Raw genomic sequence first — 26,381 nt, 5'->3', positions numbered from 1 at the left:
CTCTTAATTACGAATTACGAATTACGAATTAGATTGTGGTGCTTTTGCGATCGCAGCCCAAACTCTATGGTGAACCTGAAGAATTGGTGTAGGATATTGTGTTTCGAGCAATGTTGCCAATTCCTGGTCAAATACTTCTACTTTTTCTGGTGTCAAACTGGCTCCCACACCAGCACTCGCCCGAATTCGTCCCCGCCAATCTTCGTGTGTATAAGAGACAAATACATCATAAGAAAATGTGCGGATTTCTCGGAATCCTCCTTCGCCAATATCTTGTAACCACAGGGGATACAATCCATTACCGCCGTCCAAATTCCACACAGGATTGTGAGCTTTGATCAGTTGTTCCGTTGCTTGAACTACATTACCTTTTAAGGGTATCCAATCAAAATGTGCGATCGCGAGCAAGCCATTTACTCTCAATATACGAGTAATTTCCTGGACAGCACGTGGACGGTCAAGCCAATGCCAACACTGTCCAGCTGTCACCACATCCGCACTGGCGTCTGGTAACTCGGTATCCTCGGCAGTTGCGACTCGATAATCTACTTTCAGTTGGACAGCTTCGCTTAACAGTCTCGCTTGTTCTAAAAGTGAGGCTGATGGATCTATGCCAATTACATAAGCACCTCTATCGGTAAAGCCCCGCGCTAGTGTTCCTGTTCCTGTGCCGAGATCAACAATATTCTGCCCTGGTAAACCTATACCATATTCAGAGAGTTTGTTAAATAATGAACTAGGAAACCCAGCGCGGTGTTTTGCATAATCAGTAGCAGTTGCACCGAAATCAATTTTCATACCTACAAAACTATTTTTGTAACAATTGTCTAGGCTAGAAGCTCTCTACCCACGGACGTAGTTCTACTTCCCATGTCCAAGCACTGCGGGGTTGGCGGAGAATGCTGAGATAAGTTTGAGCGATCGCATCCGGGTCAAGAGTACTATCAGGATTATCTACTGGATCTTGGCGGTCTGCGGATCGGATTGCACCATCAATCACGAAATGCGCCACATGGATATTCTTTGGTGCTAATTCTCTAGCAATACTCTGAGCCAAACCGCGTAGTGCAAATTTACCCATTGCAAAGGGAGCGGACAGAGGATAACCCTTAACACTGGCTGAGGCTCCAGTAAAAAATATAGCACCGCCACCAAGTTGTAAAAACCTTTTGGTAGCAGCTTGAGCCACAAGAAAGCCACCATAAGCAGTGACATCTAGGGTTTTTGCCACTTCACCAGGGTCTAGATCGACAAGAGGCCCCCGCACCCGGAAACTGGGATTGTAAATGACAATATTCAAAGAACCGACTTTATTCTCAATATCAATAAATAACTGTTCTACTTCATCTGGTTTTGAGGCATCAGCGGCGAAACTAACTGCGCCAATTTCACTACTCAATTGAGTTAGTTTTTCAATTTGGCGAGCCGCTAAAGCTATGGTGAATCCTTCTTTGGCAAATAGGCGAGCTAAAGAAGCGCTCAGTCCATTACCTGCACCGACAATTAAAGCTGTTGTTGCCATAAATTCAATTCTCCTTATCCTGCAAAATTTTAGTTCCCCTTCTCCCCAAGGTAGAAGGGGTTAGGGGATGAGGGCTTGAGCAATGCTATGTAAAACTAACTCGATATTATTAAATATTTGCTCATTACTAAAGCGAATCACAGTAAATTGATTAGATTTTAACCAGTTTTCTCTGATAAAATCTTGAGCCTGTTGATTTGCATGAATACTACCATCTAATTCAATAATTAGTAATTTTTCGTGACAATAAAAATCAGTGATATATCTACCAATATTATGTTGTCTGCAAAATTTTGTATTTAAAAAACGTCTATTTCTTAAACATTCCCATAATATTTATTCTGCTGGTGTTTGTTTTTTTCTTAACTTGCGGGCGCGTTCTAATAATAGTTTGGGAATTTATCGGTTGCTACCAGCTAATTTAGCGATTTCCGCCCTCACCCCTAGCCCCTCTCCCTCTGGGAGAGGGGAACAAGATTTATCTTGTTGATATATATTCTCTTCTTTCTCTTCTTCTTGACTCTCTCTCCCTTTGGGAGAGCAGGGCTGTTTCATCCCCTAAAAGACTCTGATTTACAAGCGTTTCAAGCAAAAAAGTCAGGTGACTAAAAAATCTGATTGGGCAATAAAATCGCGATTGCACTTAAATTTACTCGTTGAGGTGGTAGCTTTTCTTTTTCCCAATCAAGCAAATTTCTGACTGATACTCTTGACAAAATCTTTAAGAGATCGAATGAAACAGCCCTGCTTTGGGAGAGGGTTGGGGTGAGGGCTGATATTCCATAATTCTGCACCTACAACAAACTCATCTGTCCCCTTATCTTTCCCCTTTTTTATCCAGACTTAGAGCGGTTGTAAGTTTTGGTTAATCTTTCAGACAATGCAAATTATCAAAAAGTTGCTGCACATCTACACCCATTTGCGATCGCAACTTAATTTCCATACCTTTTTTAAGGTAACGTATACGATGGACGGCTTCTACCGCCAGCAACGGAGGCAGTAACCCAATGAGCAGCATTTTCAGCCGGAGAAACAAGATTTGAAAAGGGTTGGGGCTTAAGTATGACACTAATCCCCTTAACCCTTACCCGTTCTTAAGCGTTAAGCGCTTCTTCTTGATGGGTTTCGATAACGCAATCAGAAGTAGCGTAGGCAACGCAGGTGAGAACCCATCCTTCGTCAATTTGATCGTTGTCTAGGAAATTCTGATCGTCTTGGTTAACTGTACCTGAAATCAGCTTGCCGGTGCAGGTAGAGCAAGAACCAGCGTTACAGGAATAAGGCAAGTCCAGATGATATTCCTCGTTAGCGACCTCTAGGATGTACTCATCATCAGGGACTTCAATTACGTGTTCACCTGCGTGATCACCTTCTGGGATACGTAATGTAACTTTGTAACTTGCCATATAAAAATTCCTAACTCAATATAAACTCCATTTTCGATACTACGGGTTTATGTGCAGCTAGTCTAGAGTAAAATCTGGTTGATTATTTTACATCTTGAGACGCTTAGTTTTAATCGGAAGTAAGAGTAAAAAATGCTGCGATCGCTTCAGCAAATCCCTCAAATGAACTATAATCCTCAGACACGATAGAAACAGTCATACCCAACTTTTGGGCATTAGCAGTTGTATAAGGGCCGAAACACGCAATAACACAATGTTCATAATCGCTTTGCGAGTTAACCATTGTCAAAAAGCTTTCTACTTCCGCTGTGCTACTAAAGGCAATTACATCAATAATTCCTTCACGCATCAAGTTTAATTCAATACTATAGATACTTTTGTCTAAACCTTGCGTAATATAAGTGGGTACGCGAGTTACTTCTATACCCAATTTCTGCAAATCTGTAATCAAATTGGGTACAACATCAGGCTCAGGCAAACCAACAACTTCTGGAGCAGGTATCAGCACTTTTTTCTCATGAATTTGCGGAATTTTCGCTAATTCAGCTACAATTCCGGCTGGGCTAGATTCTGTTGGCATTAAATCTACCTTGCCAGAAAAAGATAATAAACTTTCTGCATCTTTTCCTAAAGCACATAAGTGACATTTTTTCACTACAGATATCGGAATATTCAAATCATTTATGCGGTGAAAAAATGCTGTGATTCCGTTTCGACTTGTGAAGAGAATCCAATCAAATTCGTCTATGTGAGCTAAAGCGGCATCTAACTGAGTGTAGTTTGATAAATAGCAGGTTTCGATAGTAGGCATGAGAATAGGTAAACCACCTTTTTTGATGATTTGTTCGGATAACCTATAAGCATAATTTCTCGGTGCTGTTACTAAAATTCTCTTGCCATAGAGAGGTAAATTTCTTGATGGAGTCAGCAGGTTGATTTCTCTTGATTTGCTGTGCATTTGTTTCTCGAAACAGAATTCAGGAGTCAGGAGTCAGAATTCAGCATGAATTCTGTACGACGGCTAAATTGAGCGCTCACTCTAGCCGTCGTAAGCTGAATAATATAGCGCAATACAAGATGTAGAGACGCGATGAATCGCGTCTTGAAAGACCAATTATCTACACCAATAAGTACAAGAATTCAGCAACACCAAAAAGCTGATGTAAATCCTAGCCATTTTTCTAGGGTGAATTCTCCCCATTTTTCCGATGTCATCTGTGTTGATCAAACGGCACAATCTGAATATCTAAAAACGTTTGCACAAAAATCTTATGTCTTCATTACTGGCTTTGTCCAACAGTTTAGCTGACACCGTAGAACAAGCTGGAAGTGCTGTGGTTGCGGTAAATGGCGGTACACGTGTTTCCCCAAGTGGCATTCACTGGCGTAATGGCATCATTGTTACCTCTGATGAGTGCCTCCAGCGCTATGACGATATCACCATTACCTTATCAAATGGTAGTACTGCACCAGTAACACTCGTCGGTCATGACTCTAGCACCGATATAGCTGTTTTTAAACTAGAAAATGCAGAAATACCTGTGGCAAAAGTTGGCGATGCCAAAACGCTCAAAGTTGGTCATCTGGTACTAGGACTGGCAAGAGGTAGCGAAGGTGACTTAAGGGCGGCGATGGGTGCAGTGAGTGTGGTTAGCGGTGCTTGGCGGAGTATGAATGGCGGGAATATTGACCAATTTATCCGCCCAGACATCACCTTATACTCTGGCTTTGCAGGTGGGCCGCTCGTAGATGCGGCTGGTTTTGTGGTAGGTATGAATACATCGGGGCGGCGTGGTACTGCTCTAACTATTCCCACTGCTACAGTCGATCGCGTGGTTGACCAATTAGTAGCAAAAGGACGCATTTCTAAGGGCTACTTGGGTGTGGGAATGCAACCTGTACGTTTACCAAAGAATCTAAAAACTGCTCTCAATTTAAGTTCGGCAACTGGGGTAATTGTTGTCAATGTTGAGGCTGCGGGGCCTGCTGACAATGCAGGTGTGCTGCTTGGCGATGTTTTGGTAACGTTCGATGGCGTAACTGTAGGTGATACAGGTGATGTGCTGGCGCTACTCAATAGTAGCGATCGCATTGGTAAAACTATCAACCTGCAACTTGTCCGGGGTGGAGTGTTAATTGAGTTAGCGATCGCAGTTGGCGAACGACCTTTGTAATTCGTAATTCGTAATGACGCTCGCGGACTCGCTACCGCTACGCTAACGTAATTCGTAATTTGGAACTTCCACCTTTTTACTCGGACGTTGAGCCTCTGAACTCGGAACTTCCACCTTTTTACTCGAACGTTGAGCCTCTGAACTCGGAACTTCCACCTTTTTACTCGGACGTTGAGCCTCTGAACTCGGAACTTCCACCTTTTTACTCGGACGTTGAGCCTCTGAACTCGGAACTTCCACCTTTTTACTCAAACGTTGAGCCTCTGAACTCGGAACTTCCACCTTTTTACTCAAACGTTGAGCCTCTGAACTCGGAACTTCCACCTTTTTGCTCGAACGCTCAAGCTTTGAACTTGAAACTTCAACTTTTTTGCTGGAACGTTTTACTGATTTTACTTTGACACGCTCAAAAACTGTATAACATGGCAAACACAACATTAACTAACATCGCTGCTGAATTGACAGAGGTAGCTGCTAAATTACGCGATGTCTGCGACGGGCTACGCCTACGCACTGTCAAAGTAAAAAGCGGCTCTCTGGGAGTCGGTTCTGGCGTAATTTGGCAACCTGACGGACTAATTATCACTAATGCCCATGTGGCAACCAGCAACCGCGCAAGTGTGGAATTGGCAGATGGAAGGGTATTTGATGCAGTGCGTACCCAATTCGATCCACAGCAGGATTTAGCAGCCCTGAAAATTGTCGCCACTGATTTAACTGCTGCAACTATCGGCAATTCTGAAGCGCTACGAGTGGGTGAATTAGTCTTGGCGGTGGGTAATCCCTTTGCTGACAGTGGCGCTGTGACAACTGGAATTATCCATGCAAATAATCCACGAGCAGTTATGGCCGATTTGCGGCTGTATCCTGGTAATTCTGGAGGGCCACTTGCCGATTGTCAAGGCTTTGTCGTGGGAATTAATACGATGATTGTTAATGGTTTGGCTGTGGCAGTTCCCAGCAACACCGTTGAGCGTTTTTTACAGGGAAATAGTCGTCCGCAGCTGGGAGTTACACTGCAACCTGTGCTTTTAAGCAGGCGTAGCTTGGGTTTATTGGTGTTGTCAATTTTACCTGACAGTGCGGCGGAAACTGCTGGAGTACAAATCGGCGATGTTTTAATTGGAGTTTCGGGGCGATTATTCACTAGCATGAATGACTTAACCAAATATCTCCATGAAAGTAAAGGATCTGTGCCGCTACAACTCATACGCGGTGGGAAGCAATTCGTGATTTATGTTGCCGTGCAGTCCGATCAAACTGCTGTGGAGGCGACATGATTCGGGTGATGGTGGTTGCTACTTCCCCTGTGGTGCGGGCAGGGTTATCAACTGTGGTGACTACCAATCCTCGGTTGACGGTTGTGGGGAGTGCATCCGATTTGGATGTATTGGCGAGTGAAGTTGGGCAATTACAGCCGGATGTGGTGCTGGTAGATTTGAGTGGTAATTTTCAACAAGCGGTGTGGGAAAAATTGCTGGTTATTCAAGAACAGCAATACCCATTAGGAATAATCGTCATTGTTGAAGAACTCGACAGCATCGACTTAGAGACGGCGTTACGTTCTGGTATCCGGGGGATATTGCCCAGTACTAGCACAGAGTCAGAAATTGTCGCGGCTGTGGAAGCGATCGCTTTTGGTTTACTGGTGCTGCACCCGGATGCTGTAGAATTACTCTCTATCCGCGAAAAAGTAGTAACGAATCCTGTACAAACGTTGACACCACGGGAGATAGAGGTTTTAGGAATGCTTGGGTCAGGGTTGGGAAATAAAGCGATCGCAAAACGTTTACATATTTCTGAGCATACCGTCAAATTTCATCTCTCATCCATTTTTCAAAAGCTCACTGTCTCCAGCCGCACTGAGGCTGTTGCTGTAGGTGTGCGACTGGGTTTGATTATGCTTTAATCTTTAGACTTCTTGTATGAATTAAAAGCCCTCACCCTAAATCCCTCTCCCAAGCTTGGGAGAGGGACTTTGAAATTGGCTCCCCTTCTCCCAAAATTGGGAGAAGGGGTTGGGGGATGAGGGCGAATGTCTCGTTAAGAGTCTCCGCCTCCCTTGCTGGCGGCAGAGCCGCAATTGAAGTGCATTTCCAGCCCAGAGGCTGGAAACGAGATTTAATTTGAAAAGGCTTTCAGCTTAAGTTGACCGATTTATCGCGTCTTGAAAGACCAATAACCTTTAACACAAGCTTATATTTCCAAATGTTGAGCTTTATTTAGCCTTAGAGAAATTTTGGGCTGGCTGGGAATGCTAAATACAACACCTGATTGTCCTTTGATTTGACAGTTGTGGATAACGTTCATTAGCCTCATACCCAGTTCATCGTACTACTCCAGCCCTAGAAAAATGATACCTATCCTTCCCGGTTACAACTTTATTGAAGCTCTGCATGAAGGTGTGAATACCGTTATTTATCGCGCTTCTAAGCAGTTAGATCAAACCCTTGCGATCGTTAAAGCCCTTAAAGCCGAGTATCCCAGCCTCGAAGAACTAACCCGACTCAGACATGAATATAAAATTTCACAGAACCTAGTAGATATAGAAGGAATTGTCAAGTCCCTAGCGTTAGAAAATCATCATAACGGTCTAGCCCTAATTTTGGCAGACTTTGGTGCAGAATCTCTGAAAAAGTATATTAGCGATCGCCAATTATCATTAACCGAATTTCTCACAATAGCCATTCAGCTAGCATCCACTCTCACTCAACTGCATCAAGCCAAGATTATTCATAAAGATATTAAACCTGACAATATCGTTATTAACCCAAAAACCGGGCAAGTTAAAATTATCGACTTCAGTATTGCATCGCGGTTAGAAAAAGAAAATCAAAGCATTAGCAATCCCAATTTATTAGAAGGCACTCTCGCCTATATGTCACCGGAGCAAACCGGACGAATGAATCGGTCAATTGATTACCGTACCGACTTCTATTCTTTAGGCGTTACCTTTTATGAAATGCTGACAGGTTCGCTGCCTTTTAATGCGGCTGACCCTCTGGAATTTGTTCATTGCCATATCGCAAAAACACCAATAACGCCTCAAGAGTTCAATCCCAAAATTCCTTCAGCGGTTTCTGACATTGTAATGAAATTGTTAGCTAAAACTGCTGAAGATAGATATCAAAGCTCTCTCGGACTAAAAGCCGATTTAGAAACCTGTCTGACTCAGTTAGAGACGGATGGCGAGATTTCCCACTTTATTGTCGGTCAACTAGATTCATACAGCCAATTTTCCATCCCGCAAAAACTCTACGGACGGGAAACAGAAGTTGCTACTTTGTTAGAAGCATTCGAGCGCGTCAGTTCTGGTACTACGGAAATGATGCTAGTTTCTGGTTACTCAGGCATCGGTAAATCGTGCTTAGTTTCCGAAGTTCACAAACCGATTGTGCGCCAGCGGGGTTATTTTATCTCTGGTAAATTTGACCAGTTCAAGCGGAATATTCCTTTTGCTTCTCTAATTCAAGCATTCCAAGATTTGATGCGGCAATTGCTAACAGAAACCGATGAGCAAATAGCCGTTTGGAAATCAAAACTAATAGATGCCCTTGGCTCCAATGCTCAAGTGATTATAGACGTTATTCCCGAATTAGAACGGATTATTGGCCCGCAGCTAGCAGTTCCTCAATTAGGATCGTCAGAATCACAAAACCGATTTAATCGGGTGTTTCAACAATTCATTCATGTATTTAGTCAACCCGAACATCCGCTAGTTTTGTTTCTGGATGATTTACAGTGGGCAGATTCAGCTTCCCTGAAGCTTATCCAGTTAATTATGACCGACCCAGATAGCCAGTATCTATTGCTAATTGGTGCATATCGAGATAACGAAGTAAGTGCCACTCATCCCTTGATTCAGACCTTGGAGGAGATTCAAAAGACTGGTGCGATCGTAAATAACATTATCCTCCAGCTTTTGGATATCGCTCACGTCAACCAGTTAGTAGCCGATACTCTTCGTAGTGAGATTTTAAAGGTAAAGCCGCTAGCTGAGTTAGTTTTTACAAAAACCCAAGGCAACCCATTTTTCTTAACTCAGTTACTCAAATCTCTTTATCAAGATAACTTATTATCCTTTAACTTTGAGCGCGGTTTTTGGCAATGGAATATTGAGTTTATTCAAGGAGTTAATATAACTGATAACGTCGTTGAATTGATGGTCAGCCAAATTCAAAAACTATCTGAAAAAACACAGAATGTGTTAAAGTTTGCCGCCTGTATTGGAGACAAATTTGCTTTAGATATCTTGGCGATTATTAATAAAACATCTCAGTCAGAAACAGCAGCCGATTTGTGGGAAGCTCTGCAATCAGGTTTGGTTCTACCTCTCAACAATTCCTACAAAACACCGCTTGTTTTCGACTCAGAACAAATGGAGACTGAGAACAGGCGATCGCCCATTACTCATCACCCATCACCCATTACATATAAGTTCTTACACGACCGAGTGCAGCAAGCATCTTATTCTCTCATTCCAGATGACCAGAAAAAACAGACTCATCTAAAAATCGGTGAATTGTTACTAATACATACCTCAGAAACGGACATTGAAGAAAACATTTTTGAGATTGTCAACCAACTGAATGTTGGTGCTGAATTCATCACCCAACAGCCTCAAAAAGATAGACTAGCTCAACTCAATCTTATAGCTGGACAGAAAGCAAAAGCAGCAACAGCGTATGAATCATCTGTTAAATATTTAAATGTAGGTTTGGAACTTCTTGCAGCAGATAGTTGGCAGTGTCAGTATGACATGACACTCAACCTCTATGTAGAAACAGCAGCGGTAGAATTCCTCAATACTAATTTTGAGCGAGCAGAAATGCTTTCTGATGTAGTTTTGTCACAGGCAAAAACCCTGCTCGATCGAGTCCAGGTATACGAGACAAAAATGCAGTTTTATATTGCTAAAAACGAAATGCAAGCTGCGTTAAATACCGGATTGCAAGTGCTGAAAATGCTAGGGTTGCCTTTATCAGAAAAACCTCCAATGCGATTGACTAGATTGAATTTAGGAGGGAAACGAATTGAGGATTTAACAGAATTACCAGAAATGACTGATGTTTATAAATTAGCCGCACTGCGAGTTTTGATAAATCTGATTCCTCCGGTTTATATTGCAGCTCCCGAACTTTATCCCCAGGTCGTTTTTAAAATGACCAATCTCTGTCTCAAATATGGGAACTCTCCACTGTCAGCTTATACGTATGTACTTTATGGAATGTTCCTATGTGGCGCTTTTGAAGACATGGATTCTGGTTATCAATTCGGTCAGCTAGGCTTAAAGCTGTTAAATCAATTCAATGCTAAGGAGATGACGGCGAAAATATATGAAACATTTAATTATTTTATCAGGCATTGGAAAGAACCAGCTATTAATACTATAGAACCGTTAATTGAGGGTGTCCAAAGAGGGCTGGAAACAGGAGATTTAGAATATGCCTCTTATTCGGCTTGTTTTTATTGTACGCATTTGTTTTTTATCGGTGAAAATCTAGAAATAGCTCTTCAGAAACAGGCACATTATATTGCTTTGATGCAAAGAACCAAACAAGAATTTCAAATTATTTATGCTCAGATAGTTCGGCAAACAGGTTTGAATTTAATTAAACAAACTGCGGAACCATATCGATTAATTGGCGAAAGTTTTGATGAAAATAAAATGTTGCCAATTTTGATAAATAGCAATAATTATATGGCTATTTATCCGATCTATGTTTCTAAACTGATTCTGGGTTATTTATTTAAAAATTACGATCGCGCTGCTGAGGATGCCTTGCTGGCAGAAAAATATGAACAAGGTGGACGAGGGTTGATGTACAAAGCCGAACATAAGTTCTACTCCTCTTTGACTCTCCTAGCTTTGTATCCGAGTGCATCAAAAAGCGATGCCTACGGCGGCAAGCTACGCCAACAATATTTCAGGCAAGTGATAGCGCAGCAGAAAAAAATGAAGCAATGGGCGTTGCATTCTCCTGCCAACTATCAGCATAAATACGATCTAGTGGAAGCAGAAAAGGCGCGAGTATTGCAACAAGATGCCAAAGCGATCGCGTTTTACGATCGAGCAATAACTGGAGCCAGAGAACATGGATATATTCAGGAAGAAGCCCTAGCCTCGGAACTAGCAGCAGAGTTCTATTTTGCTTGTGGCAGAGAGAAAGTTGCTAATACCTATCTCAACGATGCCTACTATGGATATGGTTGCTGGGGAGCGAAGGCAAAAGTCAAAGACTTGGAAAAAAGATATCCTCAACTATTTCGGATATCAAAGCGAGAAACCGTCAGTACAAACGCGACTCGGATAATTAGCTCTACGGGTGACAATGCATCAGACTCGCTGGATTTAGCCACAGTTATGAAAGCATCTCAAGCTCTTTCTGGAGAAATAGTTTTGAGCAAGTTGTTAACTAAATTAATGACAATTGTGCTAGAAAATGCTGGCGCTCAAACAGGCTACTTAATTTTAGAAAAATCAGGAAACTTGCTAATAGAAGCATCAGGAGCAGTAGACAAAAACGATGTAACTGTGCTACAAGGAATTTCAGTATCAACCAGTCAGCAGCTACCAATTTCACTGATTAACTATGTAGCCCGAACTAAAGAAAATGTTGTTCTCAGCAATGCAACTCGTGAAGGAACATTTACCACAGATACATACATCGCCACCCATCAACCCAAATCGGTTTTATGTACACCGCTTATCCATCAAGGAAAACTTAGTGGCATTCTTTATTTAGAAAATAATCTCACCATTGGCGCATTTACATCAGATCGCTTAGAAGTATTACAACTGTTATCTTCTCAAGCGGCGATTTCCATTGAAAATGCTCGTCTTTATAAAGACTTGAAATTAGCCAACACTAACTTAGAAGCCAAAGTACAAGAGCGAACTTTAGAGTTACAAGAAAAAAATGTGCATCTGCAAAAAGCAGAAGAAATCGCCCAATCAGCTAACCGTGCTAAAAGCGATTTTCTTGCCAACATGAGCCATGAACTGAGAACACCACTTAATGGCATTTTGGGTTACGCCCAAATCCTCAAGCGTGAAAAAAGTTTAACTAACTCACAAAAAGATGGTGTAAATATTATTCATCAGTGTGGCGATCACCTCTTGAACCTGATCAATGACATTTTAGACCTCTCTAAAATTGAAGCGAGAAAAATGGAACTCCACCTAACGGATTTTCATTTTCCAGAATTTCTCGAAGGCATTGCCGAAATCTGCCGTATCCGCGCCGAACAAAAAGGTATTTGCTTAATTTTTGAACAGATTACTCAACTTCCTATAGGTGTCAAGGCTGATGAAAAACGGTTGCGGCAAGCTTTGATTAACTTACTTGGTAATGCCGTTAAGTTTACTGAAACTGGAGGCGTGGCTTTCAAAGTCGGCTATCAGGAAGGTAAAATTCGGTTTCAGGTGGAAGATACAGGAATTGGTATGGCACCAGAACAATTGGAAGAGATATTTTTGCCGTTCCAGCAGGTAGGAGATCACAATCGCAAAGCAGAAGGAACGGGATTGGGACTGGCAATTACCCGCCAATTAGTTCAGATGATGGGCGGCGAAATCCAGGTAAAGAGTAACTTAGGAAAAGGGAGTGTTTTCTTCTTTGATTTAGATTTGCCTGAAGTTTATAAATACGCTGATGTTATCAAAAAAGAGGAACGAAATATCCAAAGCTTTAAAGGCGATAAGCGGAAAGTTATCGTGGCAGATGACAGAATAGAAAATCGTGCAATTTTGGTGAAGATGCTGTCACCTTTAGGGTTTGAAATGATAGAAGCAGTAGATGGTCAAGATTGTCTCAATAAGGCATTTGAATTAAATCCAAATTGCATCTTAATGGACTTGATGATGCCTCAAATGAATGGTTTTGAAACTACCCGTCGCATTCGGCGATCGCCTGAACTAAAGAATGTAATAATAATTGGCACTTCTGCCAGCGTTTTTGATTTCGATCTCAACAAAAGTAGAGAGGCGGGTTGCAATGATTTTCTACCTAAGCCCATCCGCATAACAGAGCTTTTAGAAAAGTTACGGCATCACTTAGAACTGGAATGGATTTATGATGATGGGGAAACTCAAGTATCTAAAGGTAACAAAGAAGAAAATTCTCAGCAATCATTGGTAGCTCCCTCGGCAGACGAAATTGCGACTCTGTTGAATTTAGCAATGAAAGGCGATCTCAAAGGTATTGTAGAGCAAGTTACTCACTTGGAAGAAATGGATGTTAAATATGCACCTTTTTCTTTAGAGTTGCGTCAATTAGCTAAAGGTTTTCAAGTTAAAAAAATTCGTGAAATTCTAAAAAATGTAGGAGTAAATTAATGAGTATTTCCAACATTGAAAATGGCATTATCTTAATCGTTGATGATAATCCAACAAATTTAGGAGTGTTATTTGATTTCTTGGCTGATTCTGGCTTCCAAGTGTTGGTGGCGCAGGATGGCGAAGATGCAATTGAACAGGTCGAATATGCTCTCCCCGATCTAATTTTGTTAGATGTACTCATGCCTGGAATGGACGGGTTTGAAACTTGTGAACATTTGAAAGCTCAAGAATCAACTAAAGACATCCCCGTAATCTTTATGACGGCTCTTTCTGAGACTGTGGATAAGGTCAGAGGGTTGAATCTTGGAGCGGTGGATTATATCACTAAGCCGCTTCAGCATGAAGAGGTTTTAGCCCGTGTCAAAACCCATTTAAACATACGAAATCTTACTAAGAGACTGCAAGAACAAAATGTGCATCTAGAGCAGGAGATTCAAGAACGAACTAAGGCAGAGAACGCCCTTTTAAAACTCACATCTGAGTTAGAAGAACGGGTGGAAGAAAGGACAGCTGCACTTTTTCAATCTAATCAACTGCTGCAACAGGAAATCCAAGAGCGTATTTGTACAGAACAAGCATTGCAAGAATCAGAAGCACGCTATCGAGAACAAGCCAATCAGCTAGAACTTGCCTTTCGCCAACTTCAAGAAACTCAAAGCCAACTGGTTCATAGTGAGAAAATGTCCAGTCTGGGACAATTGGTGGCGGGTGTAGCCCATGAAATTAACAATCCTGTCAACTTTATCTATGGAAATCTGACTCACGCCTATCAATATACCCAAGGCTTGCTTGACCTCTTGAACCTCTATGCCAAGCACACTCCTTCACCGCTACCTGAAATTCAGAAGCTGACTGAGGCGATAGATTTAGAATTTTTGAGTGAAGACCTACCTAAATTGCTGAGTTCGATGAAGGTTGGAGCTGACCGCATCCGCGAAATCATTCAGTCGTTACGGATTTTTTCACACGTGGATGAAGCCCAAATGAAGCCGGTGGATATTCACGCTGGGCTAGATAGCACGCTGCTGATTTTGCACAATCGGTTTAAAGCCAGTTCTAACCAACTAGGTATTCAACTCGTTAAAGAGTATGGCGATCTACCGCTTGTGGAGTGTTATGCAGGACAACTCAACCAAGTGTTTATGAATCTACTGGCGAATGCAATTGATGCTTTGGAGGAGTACGATAAAGAGCGATCGCCCCAGGAAATTTACTTTTGCCGCAGTACAATTTGGATTTGTACTGAAGTAATTGACAATGAATTTGTGACTATTAGGATTAGGGATACTGGCCCCGGTATAAGAGAGGAAATACGCGATCGCCTATTTGACCCCTTCTTTACGACAAAACCCGTAGGTAGAGGCACAGGTTTAGGCTTGTCGATTAGCCAGGAAATTGTTGTCTCCAAACATGCTGGTCAGATAACGTGTCTTTCAGCACCTGGTCACGGAACAGAGTTTATGATTAAAATTCCGATGCGATTGCACCCTTTAGAATTGACTGTGGCTGCACCGTCCTATTTTGCCTAAACCAAAAACTTTTGAAAACGCTTATATGAACATTTTAATGCTATCTTCCACCTTTCCTTACCCACCAACGCGCGGAGGAACCCAAGTTAGAACATTTAATTTACTTAAGTACTTAAGTCAACGCCATACTGTCACCCTTGCGACTCAACGCGAGAGCGATGTTACAGACGCAGAAGTAGCAGGATTACGCGATTGTGTAGATCGTCTAGCTATTTTTGAACGCCCGCCAGATTCTCGAACCACCGGAATATTCAAGAAAATACAGCGATTTGGGAGATTTTTGCAGCAGGGAACACCGCCAAGTGTACTTAACCGCTACTCAGTTGAGATGCAAACATGGGTTAATAACTGGGTGGAAGCGGGAAAATGTGATGTAATTACTTGTGAACATAGCGTCAATGAGATTTATGTGCAGCCACATTTTCAGAAACAGCTAAAAACCATCGTTAATGTTCATAGTTCTGTTTATGCTAGCTGTCAGAACCAATTAGCAACAGGCATTTCCGAAAATTCACTCAGAGACAAAATTAATCTGCCACTTTTGCGCCGTTATGAGCAAAACTACTGCGCTAAATTTTCGGCAATTGTGGCGACAACAGAAGAAGATAAAATTCAACTACAACAATTTAACCCCAATAGTGAAATTACAGTTATTCCCAATGGCGTAGATTTAGTTTCTTTCCCTAACCGTACCACCGATCCAGGAGGACATCGCTTAATTTTTATTGGTGCAATGGATAATTTAGCAAATATTGATTCTGTCTGCTTTTTCAGTAATGAAGTTTTGCCGGAAATCCAAAAATTGTATCCCGATACAACTTTCGATATTGTCGGTTCTCATCCAGTGGCAGAAGTTTTAGCACTTGATAAAAAACCAGGAATTAATGTGCTAGGGCGTGTACCTTCGATGGCAGAATATTTACATCAAGCCACCATCTGCGTTGTACCGATGCGGACTGGATTTGGTATTAAAAATAAAACTTTAGAGGCAATGGCAGCTGGTATACCTGTAGTAGCCAGCGATCGCGGCTTAGAGGGATTAGCTGTAGATGCTGCTAGTCATCCATTACGGGCATTACGAGCCAATAAACCAGCAGAGTACGTCACCGCTATTAGTCAACTATTCGATCGTCCACATCTGCGTTCAGAATTGTCTCACAATGGCAGACAACTGGTAGAAAAAGAATTCACTTGGGATATTGCTGGTAAAAGCTATGAACAAGTTTGTCTTGGGAGAGAGTAATTCGTAATTCGTAATTCGTAATTCGTAATTCGTAGTTCGTAATTAGCACACATTAAAAATGCTTGTCTTCAAAAATCTCTCATCATTAACTCTAGATAATTACTAATTATTCTTTCTTGTCTCTGTGGGATAAATATGTGTAGAGACGTTGCAATACAACGTCTCTACATCGGTCGTACAAATGATCTTATCTAAATCGTATTGGTTTTTAGTTATTTCATGAATCAGCACATCAATTATTGTCAAATCTAGTCGAACAACCTAACACAAGTAATTTCTTCTGCTTACGCTTATTCTTATTCTTGAGAGTAATCAAATAATTATCAACGTAGCGAAAAGCAGCTGCACCGTCGTAATCAGCAATGGCTATAGCTTGTAAGAAAACCTTTGAGGGAATTTCAAACCCTAAAAATTTTTCTGTTAAGATTAATAAATCTTCGTCTGTAGCAGGAAAAGTAGTTTCTTCTGTATCTTCTGAATCAGAAAATATATCATCAATTAATGTTTTATACACTTTGTACCTCCCCAAAAGCATAAGATGCAAAGCCTGTAATGAAGTTTAGCTGCTGATCGCGAGTTTGTAAGTTAACAGGGAGTTCAGTACCAGCACATCCGATTTCCCGTAAAATTTCCAAACAATAAGCACCGAGTTGAGTGTATGGAGCTTGCTCCAATTCTTGAGCTACTTCTAGAGCCATCTCCAGATTGACTTGGATAACCGTCTTTACAGGGTTGGTCATAAATCCGCCCTAATAAACTGGATGCTCTAAGTTTTGATCACAAGCAGAAATAGCGTAACGGTGTTTTTGCGGAATTTATGAAGAGGGGAAATAAAAGTATCAGCGCATTTGCGGTAATGTACCCAAAGTTATGCAAACTAGTCCCAGAGTAGGCAATTTATATCTAAGTGCGATCGCCTGCCATAATACGTATAAATATGTACAAATATTTCAATATTATTGCCAATATACTTACTTTTGTGGGGTAAGCCGCAAAGCCTACCCCACAATATTAGATAATTTATTTGTTATAAATCCCTCATATCTCAATACTTGTCGGGTTTTGGGGAAAAGGGAAAGAAAAAACCTTTAACAGTATTCTTCCTGTAAGAAATGCCTTCTGCCTGGTTGTTGAGCGTAGTCGAAACACTCCTTAGTTGTTGAGCGTAGTCGAAACACTGCCTTCTTCACGCTTTAACCTTAGCTTTAGACCAGACACCATTATTATCTTCATCATATTGTTGGTGAATAGTCTCCCAAGCAGCTTGTTCGGCTGTGAACTCGTCACTTTTTTCATTGAGTACAGCATTATAGCGCTCAATAAATGTACTCTGAGCTTCATCAGAAAGATGAGCGCGAACTTCAGGAGACAAGTCTGCTGGACTGTTGCACTGTCCAGAACAAGAACGAGGCAGAGTTTTTTCAATCGTGTGAATTTCTTCGCCACCAGCACTTTCGAGCAGTAATTGAAACTCGCCAGTGCGATCGCTCGGAACTTCTACCATCACGAAAAATTCGCCAGCTTGTAAGCGAGTTTGGTAGATAGCCGCTTTATCTTCTGGCATCCCCAAAGTGGTTAGAACCGATACTAGACCTGCACCTGCACTACCTGCGATCGCTCCACTAGCCGCTCCCAACAACACTGCACTAATAGGCCCTGCTGCCACAATTGAGCCGACAAAGGGAATAAACAATAGGCCTACACCCGTAAGCAAGCTGAGAAAGGAACCAAACAAAGAACCAAAAACTGCTCCTGTTCTCAAACCTCCCACAATCACATCTTTTTTACTAATAAAGCCAGTGATTCTAGTTTCCGACTGGAAATTTCTGCCCATGACCGAAATATGATCTCTAGGCACACCCCTATCTAATAAACGTCGAATCAGATCATCAATCTGCTTCTGATCTTTGAATACAGCAGATATAGTACGTTCTGCTTTATATACTTCTGGCACTTAAATACTCCTGGTATTATGTTGTCTTGGCGGCGTTGCTGAATTCAGGTATGTAAATGATTTTGCGTGATTTCAAAACCTGTGTAGAGACGTTGCAATTCAACGTCTCTACACCAAGATTCATACATCTAATTTCAGCAACGCCGTTTTTGCAATGAATATGGTGAATGGGTAGATACAGGCAGATTGATTCTTTCACACACATCAGTTGAGGGAGGATTCATTCCTCACTCAACTAGTTGCACAGTCAGCCATCCTCAACTAAGACATTATGAGCTATACACCTACGGGAGTCTTAGCCCCTTCTGCTGGCTGTCTACCATCTGAGTCTAGTGCTTCCCCTTCAATAAATGAACGGAGCATCCAAGCTATCTCTTCATGCTGTTCGAGTAGTCCAGTTAAAAAGTCAGCAGTTCCCTGATCGTGGAACTTTTCACCAGACTGATCTACATGGTCTCTCAAATTACGAATAACCTGCTCGTGATCGTCCACTAGATTAGCTACCATCCCTGTTGCTGTGGGCACATTACCAGCATGTTCCTTGAGGGTAGCAAGCTTGAGAAATCCCTCCAATGTACCAACTGGATAACCGCCCAAGGCACGAGTCCGCTCTGCCAAAGCATCAATATTTAGAGTCAGCTTTTGGTAGTGTTCTTCCCAAAGCTGGTGCAAAGAGCGGAACTGAGGGCCAACGACATCCCAGTGGTACTTTTTGGTTTTCACCAACAGTAAATAGGCATCTGCCAAATCTTGATTCAACAGATTAATTACACCTTGACGCTGTTCTTCGGTCAAACCAATGTTTATCGCACGCATTATTTTCCATCCCTAAGCAAACTTATCTATTAATTTGCCAAATTTTCCACATCATCCACATCAACCAAAGGAAACATTATGAGTTTAGATTAATTCTTACATTACATAGTTATACCTATGCCTTAATAGGTAGTACTATTGGGTCGATAGATAGTTTATCAATATCAATTAGCCATATATCTATCCTTACTTTTTATCAGCTAAAAAAATAGGGATATTACTATAATAAATAATAATGGGTGATTGCTTTTACGCAATCACCCATTATTAATGAAGAATTACTAAGGTATTAACTCTGTTACTTACCTGTAATTTTCTCTAACAAATTCTTTGCTTTTTCTTCCACTGAGGTTGCACCCTGAGAATTTTCAGGACGCTTTTGCTTGTCAATATCAGCTGCTCCTTGAACCTCATTGAGTCCTTTATTAGACTCTTCTTGAACCTGTTTCAATCCTTGTGGCGGTTCTTTAGCGGCTTCGTCAGTTTTGCGCTGAATGTCAAGCAGTTGTGTAGTACCTTCGGTGGGGTTACTTTGGTAACTATCAATTGCAAAAGCAGGAAAAGCATTAGAGAATAATACTAGGGCGCAAGTAAAAGCCACTACTAGAAAACGTACTGGACGGAAAATAAATAAAACAGAAGCAATTGTCTTCATTTGAAATCCTTGATAACAGCTTTAACAACGCAGAATTTTACACTAAAACAGCGAAGCATATACCTTTACTTAACAATTTTAAGCAATAATCAAACTGGCAAGCTCCGCTTCAATTTAGAAGTTCTTTGAAAAACGAACCTGACGAAGAAATTTCTTTTGCCTTTCTGCATTGGATTAGTAAGGGATAATAAGCAAATACCACCTTAATTCTTTAGCAAAATCATTAGATTTTATAATTGAAATTCTTCGTTTCAGGTTCCCTGTTTACACTTTTACTTTGAAAAAGCTAGGGTCTGCATCAATCTCTAGAATGAAGTTTACTGCATCTTTAGTTGCAATAAAATCAGCCTCTAGGTATATCGACTTAATCTAGTTTTGGCAGGGTAATGGCTCTACTATTTATGTTCAGTTAGCTCGACTTTATCCAATTCAAAGGATTTTAATCACTATGCACCTGAGAGTAAATTTGTAAAGTATCAATTTATATAAAGATTCTCCTTAATCCCCTTTCATAAAAGGAGAAAAATAAATCTTTTCTTTAAACTTGATAAGTCTGCCTTATTACCTCTTCTATTGAACTTACCTGATGGAACATTTCTATTAATTCATGGGATCTTGTTTTTCGCTTTGCCAGTAGCAATTTTAATGGTGTCAAATAATGAACATCTGGATCATCTCCCAAAGCAACTTCGGCTGCTTGCAAGACTTTTGTGGCATTCTCAAAAATATCTTCGTTGTCAAATGCTTCTTTTGCGGAAAGTTGGTGTAAGGCTGCATCGGGTACAGTTGCTCTACTTGCCAAGGTTTTATCTAATACCAAACCTTTCAATAATGTCAGCAAAGCTGCGTAGATAAAAAAATCATCACAGCTATCACAAGCCTTAAATTCGATGCGTCCCACTTCCGCCGGAATGCGGGCGATTTTTGTTAAGGCAGGTATGCTATTAATCAGTTGTTCTTCTTTTGGAACAAAAACCAGAGTAGCTGGTCTTTTTCCAGTTCTGATAAATGTTCGTACCGATAGTCCATCCCATAAACCTCCATTATAAAAGGGAGAGCTATAACTAAAAGGAACGATATAGGGACTGTAATAAGTTAACTTTCTGCCAATATCAATCACATCTTCAGTTGACAAATCTGCCACTGAAATATTTAAATCTGGCCCATAAGATACCATGTGAATATTAGCAGTTTGTTCGTCAGGATAAGCTTCTAACTGTTTGATTTCATAATTGTTTAATGGGGGTTGAGGCTCAAAAGCTGGATTGTAAGGATTGAAACTAACCAAAACTGGTGATAAGCCAAAGTCAGCGGCAACCTTACGTAGCAAGTCAAAACTTTCTGATAATTCAGTAATAGCGCCTTGAATATTAGAATGGATAGTTGTTCTAATTTCAATACCTTTAACATGACAATCTATCACTTCATCAGAATCCGCAAATCTTTCAAATCCCTCAATGTACCATCTCTTCATCTTAATACCCGCATCGCCGACGCGGAGCTGAGGATAGTCACTGGGGTATGTAGGTAGCCTTGCAATAATTTGATTCAAATCAGCAAATTTTGTGTGTGAAAAATCAGCAAACTTTCCCTCATTGTTCAAGAAAGCGACTTCATGTTCAATGCCAAAGAAAAACATTATATATACCTTAATTTTTTAGAGTTAACCTAATTTAACTAATGCCAAGCGATCGCAATTCCATAGAGAAGCAATTAACATCAGTAAACGATTCATTAGAGAAAAGCGTCGGCGATATTTAGCTGGCAGGTTCGCATACTTAGAAAACTCCATCACTCTGTAGCGCAAATTACAGTCTTGAACCTTATAAATATTTGAGATACTCGAATCGAATTCACTTTAAGTAGAAAAATTCTCAATAACGGTACAAATGGATTTTACCTTAAGACCGACTGTTGCGATTTGAAAACTTCTCTGATTTATTTTTCTGTGTTGCTTCTACTATCTTCATAGTCACTGGTTAGGGTAGCGTAGTAGTGACTGAGGAAAGCTTGAGACGTGATGTTTATGACAAGTACCGTTCAATCCCCCTACAGCAACGAACAGATTGCCGCTTGGTTGCGTGGACTGCTTACTATTGCTTGGGCTGATGATAATTTTGATGACCAAGAACAGAAATTAATTGCCAGCATCACCGAAAATGAATTAGCTCCTAAGATTAAATTCGATTCACTAGAGGTAATTACTCCAGAGGAATTAGCCGCAGCGTTGGGTAAAGGTACACCAGCCGCAGAAAATTTCTTAAGAACAGCGATAATGGTAGCGATCGCAGATGGTACTTATTCTCCCAGCGAAGATGAGGTTTTGCAACACTTCTGTCAAGCCTTGGAACAGCCAGAGAAGTTACTCGAAGCCCTCCGCCACACTCTGGAACACCCACAGCAAATTACCCCCACTATTGCCAGCACTGGGCTGACAAAGCGTCAAATTAATGCCCTACACCCCCTGCAAGACTGGCTCGATGGGCTAGATATCCAAGACCCAAGAGTAGCCCGCTTTTTGTGTAAAATGATTCCCGCCCAGTGCCCCTTTGAGCGTGATGTCACCCTATTTGGACGCAAGATTGTGCATATACCACCGATGTGTAAAATTAACCCGTTATATGAGCAACTGGTAGGCTTACGTTTCCGCGCCCTCTCCTATTTAGCAGATAAATGCGGTGAAGATGTTTCACCATATATTTGAGTAGGAAGTGGGGATAGAGACGCGATTCATCGCGTCTGTACAAGATTAGGGAGTAGGGGACAAGGGAGAACAAAAAATTACTCTTTCTCCTCTGCCCCTTGCCTCTTCATCAATGCCCAATAAATAGTTCTGTAGTTGAGTGAAAAATCTGACTCTACTTTTGGGAATACTTGATTTATTCACCTGACTAATCTAGAACTCAGGCATCATCAATATGAAAGGGATTAAACCATCTCTATATTTTGTACCCTTTTCCTTACCTTTGTATTTGCTTTCTGGTTTAACAGCACAGGTACAAGCTCAGTCGTACCATCCCAAAAAAACTTGGCAAATAAGTCAAACATTTAAGCCACCACAGCGGGGAAAACCTCCTGCAAGTGCTGGTGGTTCTACCCGTGGTAGCTCTTGCCTAACAGGCAAAAAACTGATAATTCCCTTAATACCTCCAGATAAATTAGGGCTGACATTTACTCAACATCCAACATTTTTCTGGTATATACCTCCATCTCAACTCAAAACAGCCAAGTTTCTGCTCTTGACTGAAGACCAAAATATATTTTATGAAACCTCTTTTACACTTCCAAATAAACCGGGAATTATTAGCTTTAAACTTCCTGACAGTGCCCCTGCACTTGCTGTAGGTAAAACTTATCACTGGTATCTAACAATTGTTTGTAATACTCAAGACTCTAGTGAAAATCCGACTGTAGATGGTTGGGTAGAACGCACTCAGCCAGAAGCAACCTTGTCGCAAGCGTTAGCAAAGGCAAATTTGTACAAGTTGCCCACCATCTATGCAGAAGCTGGGATTTGGCATGAAGCGCTGACTAGTTTGGTGCAGCTACGCCAGACTGAGCCAAATAATTTCAAAGCAAGGCTGGATTGGAGACAATTTTTCAAGTCTGTAGGTTTGAATGCGATCGCTTCCGAACCATTGATTGATTGTTGCACATCTAAGAATTAACCACAAAATTAAAAAAGGCTATTGGGCATTGGGAAAATTCCTAACTCCTAACTCAGCACTCAGCACGGGCTAAACGCCCCGCTACCGCTAACAGCACTCAGCACTAAATATTATGTGGGCAAAGCTGAAACCGCACATCTGGCAATGGCGGGGTGTTTTACTTGCTGTTCCCAATATTACAGCCCTGGTGATTGCAATACGCTTGACTGGATTACTGCAATTGTTGGAATTGGCAGCACTAGATCAATTTTTTCTCCTCCGTCCACAAGAGCCGGCTGATACCCGCATTGTCATAGTTGAGATTAATGAGGCAGATATCCGCAAGCAGGGACAATGGCCTATGCCTGATAGAAAACTTGCTAGTTTGTTAGAGAAAATCAAACAGCAAAAACCTAGAGCGATTGGTTTAGATATTTATCGTGATTTACCCGTGAATCCCGGTTATCAAGATTTACTTAAGGTTTTTAAGTCTACTCCTAATTTGATTGGAGTCCAAAAAGTCTCTGATACGATTGATAGTTCGGCGGTTGATTCATCTCCAGAACTGAAGAAACTTAATCAAATTGGGTCGAATGATTTACCCATAGATGGAGATGGCAAAATTCGGCGAGCATTATTGTACGTAAATTTAAATAATGACGAGATTCTGGAAAGCTTTGGGCTAAAACTGGCATTGTTGTACTTGAAACCTGAAGGTATTACTGCCAAGCCATCGGCAACTAACTCTAATTACTTGCAGTTAAATCGGGGTGTTTTCCCAATTTTTGAAGCTAATGATGGAGGTTACATCCGAGCCGATGCGGGGAGTTATCAAGTGCTGTTGAATTACCGAGGACGGATACAGCAGTTTACTAAAGTCTCTCTTACCGAAGTGCAAGAAAACCGCATCCCACGAGATTTAATGCGAGACAAGGTGGTATTAATTGGTGCTACTGCTGAGAGTTTGAAGGATTTATTCTATACCCCTTATAGCAGTAATGTCTTGACTGACCCGGAACGAATGGCGGGTGTAACAATTCATGCTAATTTGATTAGTCAAATTTTAAGTGCGGCAATGGAAGGTCGTCCACCTATTAAGTGTTTACCTGAGCCGTTAGAATGGCTATCAATTTTGATTTGGTCAATTATTGGTGCTAGCTTGTGTTGGCTGCAACGCCACAGTAGCAACCAGAAAAACCTCATGGCTGTTAGCGTTTTGTTGGTAGGTGGCGGTTTAATTGGTGGCAGTTTTCTGGCGTTTTTGGCTGGTTGGTGGATTCCCGTTATACCTTCAATGCTGGCTTTTATTGGTTCTGCGATCGCACTTACTCAGTATATTGCTCAAAGTGCTACCGATATGCGAAAAACCCTCGGTCGCTATCTAACTGATGAAATCGTCGCCAATATCCTCGAAACTCCTTCTGGATTAAAGCTAGGAGGAGAACGCCGAAAAGTTACGGTTCTCGTGTCTGATTTAAGAGGATTCTCGGCTATTTCCGAACAATTGCCCCCAGAAGAAGTAGTAAAGATTTTGAATCTTTATTTGGGAACAATGACAGATGTGATTAACCAGTATAAAGGCACGATTAATGAGTTTATGGGTGATGGTATTTTTGTGATTTTTGGTGCGCCAATTAGTCGCAAAGATGATTCTGAACGAGCGATCGCTTGTGCTATTGCCATGCAATTGGCAATGCAGCAAGTGAATAAACAAAATCAGCAAATGAATTTCCCAATTCTCGAAATGGGAATCGGTATTAATACAGGCGAGGCTGTGGCGGGAAATGTTGGTTCTCAAAAGCGCGCTCAATATACAGTCATTGGCAGTCATGTTAATTTGGCTGCTCGAATTGAATCTTATACAGTGGGAGGACAGATTTTAATTTCCGAAAATACTTGTAAGGATGCCAATATTGACCTACAAATTGCTGGGCAATTACAAATAGAACCCAAGGGGATAAAACACCCTGTGACAATTTGTGAAATTCGTGGCATTGGCGGTAAATATAATTTATTCTTGCCTAAATATGATGAAGAAATGATCGTTCTCACTCAAAAAGTGCCTGTAGAATACTCCATTTTGCAGGGGAAACATACAGTAGGAACAGTATTTATGGGGGAATTGATTAGCCTCTCAGAAAAAGGAGCGCAGCTGCAATCACCACATTCTTTAGAACTCTTGAGTAATCTCAAACTCAAGTTATTGATTGAAGCAGTAATGGCTACAGAAGAAGATATCTATGCCAAGGTGATCGAACAGTCTCATGTTGATGAGCATCTTTTTCTGCTTCGGTTTACAGCAGTTCCCCCAAAAGCTAACGCAGTTCTCAATGCACTGCGTCAGATGGGGTGAGATTAAGGCATCAATCTTGAAATGGTAACAAATGGAGGTGTATGTAAATAGGGTAAACCGAAAAAGTAGGTAGTTTAGCTTTTTCTAAAACAGTAACAATTGTTGCTGATAGAACCAAGCGATCGCGGTAAGATTTTGGACTTAAGCCAGATCCAACTCCAATAACTCATAATTTTCAACGAATAATTAATAATTCGTAATTTCTGCTATGTAGCAACTCACTTGAGTTCTGGAGTTAAAAATATGATTTCTTCTAAAACTGAGATTCAATTACGTCCCAAGAACAAATGACAAACGGAAACAAATTTCAAAGATTAGTAGAACTTGCAAATGATTATGGAATTATTTGCGAACCAACACCAGAAGAATGTTTGATTGCATCCTTGCCTGGAGATGATGATTTCTTATTAGCTTTTACTTGGTCTGGTACTGTTGAGGGAGAGCCGCCAGAGCATGAATTAATTGCAATTAGCGTACAAGATATAGTCAAAGAAGTTACCGTTGCAGCTTGGCAGATTCCTTTTTATTTATTCGGAAACGTTTTAAGGCAAGCTCAGATGCTTGTCGCTGCTCATAAAGATTTTGTTAGCTAGTAGACAAGCCTTAGCTAAAAGGATGTTTGAGAAGTATCAAATATTTCTTGATCCCCCCTAATCCCCCCAGTCGCTCATGGCCCGAATTTCTCACGCATAGTGTAGGCTTCAGGGGAAGAGGAGTGTGGGGAGTGTGGGGAGTGTGGGG

25 protein-coding genes are annotated in these 26,381 nt (G+C 41.2%); 11 read left to right on the top strand and 14 right to left on the bottom strand.

Annotated features, from left to right (window positions below):
- Positions 1–21: 21 nt before the first annotated feature.
- The 6 genes from CDG76_RS31945 to CDG76_RS31920 all read right to left on the bottom strand — a co-directional run bounded on the left by CDG76_RS31945 (position 22) and on the right by CDG76_RS31920 (position 3,886).
- Entirely contained in the window at positions 22–798 is a 777-nt protein-coding gene (locus CDG76_RS31945; RefSeq protein WP_094352856.1) for a class I SAM-dependent methyltransferase, read from the bottom strand.
- 34 nt (positions 799–832) lie between these two features.
- Positions 833–1,522, bottom strand: coding sequence for an SDR family NAD(P)-dependent oxidoreductase (locus tag CDG76_RS31940; protein WP_094352855.1), 690 nt, complete (start codon positions 1,520–1,522; stop codon positions 833–835).
- Positions 1,523–1,582: 60 nt separating this feature from the next.
- On the bottom strand, positions 1,583–1,858 hold the full coding sequence (locus CDG76_RS39785; protein ID WP_223265479.1) for an endonuclease domain-containing protein: 276 nt from the start codon (positions 1,856–1,858) through the stop codon (positions 1,583–1,585).
- 529 nt (positions 1,859–2,387) lie between these two features.
- On the bottom strand, positions 2,388–2,591 hold the full coding sequence (locus CDG76_RS36715; protein WP_143854206.1) for a hypothetical protein: 204 nt from the start codon (positions 2,589–2,591) through the stop codon (positions 2,388–2,390).
- A gap of 25 nt (positions 2,592–2,616) precedes the next feature.
- Positions 2,617–2,928, bottom strand: coding sequence for a ferredoxin (locus CDG76_RS31925; protein WP_094352853.1), 312 nt, complete (start codon positions 2,926–2,928; stop codon positions 2,617–2,619).
- A 109-nt stretch (positions 2,929–3,037) separates the two neighbouring features.
- Positions 3,038–3,886, bottom strand: coding sequence for a uroporphyrinogen-III synthase (locus tag CDG76_RS31920; protein ID WP_094352852.1), 849 nt, complete (start codon positions 3,884–3,886; stop codon positions 3,038–3,040).
- A 132-nt stretch (positions 3,887–4,018) separates the two neighbouring features.
- Here CDG76_RS31920 and CDG76_RS36710 point away from each other — a divergent pair, with 132 nt between their 5' ends.
- Positions 4,019–4,237, top strand: coding sequence for a hypothetical protein (locus CDG76_RS36710; RefSeq protein ID WP_143854205.1), 219 nt, complete (start codon positions 4,019–4,021; stop codon positions 4,235–4,237).
- Positions 4,200–5,102, top strand: a complete 903-nt coding sequence (locus tag CDG76_RS31915) for a S1C family serine protease (protein ID WP_094352851.1) — start codon at positions 4,200–4,202, stop codon at positions 5,100–5,102. The genes CDG76_RS36710 and CDG76_RS31915 overlap by 38 nt, the downstream gene beginning before the upstream one ends.
- A 42-nt stretch (positions 5,103–5,144) precedes the next feature.
- On the opposite strand, the gene CDG76_RS31910 is transcribed toward CDG76_RS31915, so the two are convergent.
- On the bottom strand, positions 5,145–5,426 hold the full coding sequence (locus CDG76_RS31910) for a hypothetical protein (protein ID WP_094352850.1): 282 nt from the start codon (positions 5,424–5,426) through the stop codon (positions 5,145–5,147).
- Between the two features lie 98 nt (positions 5,427–5,524).
- Here CDG76_RS31910 and CDG76_RS31905 point away from each other — a divergent pair, with 98 nt between their 5' ends.
- The 5 genes from CDG76_RS31905 (at position 5,525) to CDG76_RS31885 (ending at position 16,215) form a co-directional block, all read left to right on the top strand.
- Positions 5,525–6,382: a S1C family serine protease gene (locus tag CDG76_RS31905; RefSeq protein WP_094352849.1), complete on the top strand. Its 858-nt coding sequence runs from the start codon at positions 5,525–5,527 to the stop codon at positions 6,380–6,382.
- Positions 6,379–7,011: a response regulator transcription factor gene (locus CDG76_RS31900; RefSeq protein WP_094352848.1), complete on the top strand. Its 633-nt coding sequence runs from the start codon at positions 6,379–6,381 to the stop codon at positions 7,009–7,011. Before CDG76_RS31905 ends, CDG76_RS31900 begins: the two co-directional genes overlap by 4 nt.
- A gap of 444 nt (positions 7,012–7,455) precedes the next feature.
- Positions 7,456–13,440 carry a hybrid sensor histidine kinase/response regulator gene (locus CDG76_RS31895; RefSeq protein WP_094352847.1) on the top strand — a complete coding sequence of 1,995 codons (5,985 nt, stop codon included), beginning with the start codon at positions 7,456–7,458 and terminating at the stop codon, positions 13,438–13,440.
- Positions 13,440–14,972 carry a hybrid sensor histidine kinase/response regulator gene (locus CDG76_RS31890; protein WP_094352845.1) on the top strand — a complete coding sequence of 511 codons (1,533 nt, stop codon included), beginning with the start codon at positions 13,440–13,442 and terminating at the stop codon, positions 14,970–14,972. The genes CDG76_RS31895 and CDG76_RS31890 overlap by 1 nt, the downstream gene beginning before the upstream one ends.
- A gap of 25 nt (positions 14,973–14,997) precedes the next feature.
- Positions 14,998–16,215: a glycosyltransferase family 4 protein gene (locus CDG76_RS31885; protein ID WP_094352843.1), complete on the top strand. Its 1,218-nt coding sequence runs from the start codon at positions 14,998–15,000 to the stop codon at positions 16,213–16,215.
- A gap of 232 nt (positions 16,216–16,447) precedes the next feature.
- Here the strand turns inward: CDG76_RS31885 and CDG76_RS31880 are convergent, their stop codons facing one another.
- The 7 genes from CDG76_RS31880 to CDG76_RS39285 all read right to left on the bottom strand — a co-directional run bounded on the left by CDG76_RS31880 (position 16,448) and on the right by CDG76_RS39285 (position 21,432).
- A complete protein-coding gene (locus CDG76_RS31880; RefSeq protein ID WP_094352842.1) occupies positions 16,448–16,729 on the bottom strand; it encodes a hypothetical protein in 282 nt (93 codons plus the stop codon).
- On the bottom strand, positions 16,722–16,955 hold the full coding sequence (locus CDG76_RS31875; protein ID WP_094352841.1) for a hypothetical protein: 234 nt from the start codon (positions 16,953–16,955) through the stop codon (positions 16,722–16,724). The genes CDG76_RS31880 and CDG76_RS31875 overlap by 8 nt, the downstream gene beginning before the upstream one ends.
- Before the next feature lie 446 nt (positions 16,956–17,401).
- Positions 17,402–18,169 (bottom strand): ChaB family protein, encoded by a 768-nt coding sequence (locus CDG76_RS31870; protein WP_094352840.1) that lies wholly within the window; start codon positions 18,167–18,169, stop codon positions 17,402–17,404.
- Between the two features lie 276 nt (positions 18,170–18,445).
- The gene (locus CDG76_RS31865) at positions 18,446–18,985 is read right to left on the bottom strand and encodes a Dps family protein (RefSeq protein ID WP_094352839.1); all 540 of its coding nucleotides are present in this window, start codon (positions 18,983–18,985) and stop codon (positions 18,446–18,448) included.
- Positions 18,986–19,283: 298 nt separating this feature from the next.
- The gene (locus tag CDG76_RS31860; RefSeq protein ID WP_094352838.1) at positions 19,284–19,640 is read right to left on the bottom strand and encodes a hypothetical protein; all 357 of its coding nucleotides are present in this window, start codon (positions 19,638–19,640) and stop codon (positions 19,284–19,286) included.
- 538 nt (positions 19,641–20,178) lie between these two features.
- Complete coding sequence (locus CDG76_RS31855; protein WP_190241043.1) at positions 20,179–21,279, bottom strand: glutamate-cysteine ligase family protein; 1,101 nt, start codon at positions 21,277–21,279, stop codon at positions 20,179–20,181.
- A 24-nt stretch (positions 21,280–21,303) separates the two neighbouring features.
- Entirely contained in the window at positions 21,304–21,432 is a 129-nt protein-coding gene (locus CDG76_RS39285) for a hypothetical protein (RefSeq protein ID WP_262984380.1), read from the bottom strand.
- Positions 21,433–21,666: 234 nt separating this feature from the next.
- Here CDG76_RS39285 and CDG76_RS31850 point away from each other — a divergent pair, with 234 nt between their 5' ends.
- From CDG76_RS31850 to CDG76_RS31835, 4 genes are all read left to right on the top strand, one after another.
- A complete protein-coding gene (locus CDG76_RS31850; RefSeq protein ID WP_094352835.1) occupies positions 21,667–22,344 on the top strand; it encodes a Mo-dependent nitrogenase C-terminal domain-containing protein in 678 nt (225 codons plus the stop codon).
- A gap of 214 nt (positions 22,345–22,558) precedes the next feature.
- Positions 22,559–23,308: a DUF928 domain-containing protein gene (locus CDG76_RS31845; protein WP_094352834.1), complete on the top strand. Its 750-nt coding sequence runs from the start codon at positions 22,559–22,561 to the stop codon at positions 23,306–23,308.
- 112 nt (positions 23,309–23,420) lie between these two features.
- On the top strand, positions 23,421–25,640 hold the full coding sequence (locus CDG76_RS31840; RefSeq protein ID WP_190241042.1) for a CHASE2 domain-containing protein: 2,220 nt from the start codon (positions 23,421–23,423) through the stop codon (positions 25,638–25,640).
- 287 nt (positions 25,641–25,927) lie between these two features.
- Entirely contained in the window at positions 25,928–26,233 is a 306-nt protein-coding gene (locus CDG76_RS31835) for a hypothetical protein (protein WP_094352832.1), read from the top strand.
- The last annotated feature ends 148 nt before the right edge of the window (positions 26,234–26,381 follow it).

It is taken from the genome of Nostoc sp. 'Peltigera membranacea cyanobiont' 210A (assembly GCF_002246015.1).
Taxonomy (GTDB): domain Bacteria; phylum Cyanobacteriota; class Cyanobacteriia; order Cyanobacteriales; family Nostocaceae; genus Nostoc.
The sequence above is the reverse complement of the archived record's forward strand: the minus strand, read 5'-3'. Positions and strand labels throughout refer to the sequence as shown.

Coding starts and splice junctions, on each gene's coding strand:
- CDG76_RS31915 (WP_094352851.1), top strand. CDS start 4,200: ATGTCTTCATTACTGGCTTTGTCCAACAGTTTAGCTGACACCGTAGAA.
- CDG76_RS31895 (WP_094352847.1), top strand. CDS start 7,456: ATGATACCTATCCTTCCCGGTTACAACTTTATTGAAGCTCTGCATGAA.
- CDG76_RS31890 (WP_094352845.1), top strand. CDS start 13,440: ATGAGTATTTCCAACATTGAAAATGGCATTATCTTAATCGTTGATGAT.
- CDG76_RS31940 (WP_094352855.1), bottom strand. CDS start 1,522: ATGGCAACAACAGCTTTAATTGTCGGTGCAGGTAATGGACTGAGCGCT.
- CDG76_RS31860 (WP_094352838.1), bottom strand. CDS start 19,640: ATGAAGACAATTGCTTCTGTTTTATTTATTTTCCGTCCAGTACGTTTT.
- CDG76_RS31875 (WP_094352841.1), bottom strand. CDS start 16,955: ATGACCAACCCTGTAAAGACGGTTATCCAAGTCAATCTGGAGATGGCT.
- CDG76_RS31835 (WP_094352832.1), top strand. CDS start 25,928: ATGACAAACGGAAACAAATTTCAAAGATTAGTAGAACTTGCAAATGAT.
- CDG76_RS36710 (WP_143854205.1), top strand. CDS start 4,019: ATGAATCGCGTCTTGAAAGACCAATTATCTACACCAATAAGTACAAGA.
- CDG76_RS39285 (WP_262984380.1), bottom strand. CDS start 21,432: ATGGAGTTTTCTAAGTATGCGAACCTGCCAGCTAAATATCGCCGACGC.
- CDG76_RS31855 (WP_190241043.1), bottom strand. CDS start 21,279: ATGTTTTTCTTTGGCATTGAACATGAAGTCGCTTTCTTGAACAATGAG.
- CDG76_RS31900 (WP_094352848.1), top strand. CDS start 6,379: ATGATTCGGGTGATGGTGGTTGCTACTTCCCCTGTGGTGCGGGCAGGG.
- CDG76_RS31840 (WP_190241042.1), top strand. CDS start 23,421: ATGTGGGCAAAGCTGAAACCGCACATCTGGCAATGGCGGGGTGTTTTA.
- CDG76_RS31925 (WP_094352853.1), bottom strand. CDS start 2,928: ATGGCAAGTTACAAAGTTACATTACGTATCCCAGAAGGTGATCACGCA.
- CDG76_RS31905 (WP_094352849.1), top strand. CDS start 5,525: ATGGCAAACACAACATTAACTAACATCGCTGCTGAATTGACAGAGGTA.
- CDG76_RS31945 (WP_094352856.1), bottom strand. CDS start 798: ATGAAAATTGATTTCGGTGCAACTGCTACTGATTATGCAAAACACCGC.
- CDG76_RS31885 (WP_094352843.1), top strand. CDS start 14,998: ATGAACATTTTAATGCTATCTTCCACCTTTCCTTACCCACCAACGCGC.
- CDG76_RS31850 (WP_094352835.1), top strand. CDS start 21,667: ATGACAAGTACCGTTCAATCCCCCTACAGCAACGAACAGATTGCCGCT.
- CDG76_RS31845 (WP_094352834.1), top strand. CDS start 22,559: ATGAAAGGGATTAAACCATCTCTATATTTTGTACCCTTTTCCTTACCT.
- CDG76_RS31920 (WP_094352852.1), bottom strand. CDS start 3,886: ATGCACAGCAAATCAAGAGAAATCAACCTGCTGACTCCATCAAGAAAT.
- CDG76_RS31865 (WP_094352839.1), bottom strand. CDS start 18,985: ATGCGTGCGATAAACATTGGTTTGACCGAAGAACAGCGTCAAGGTGTA.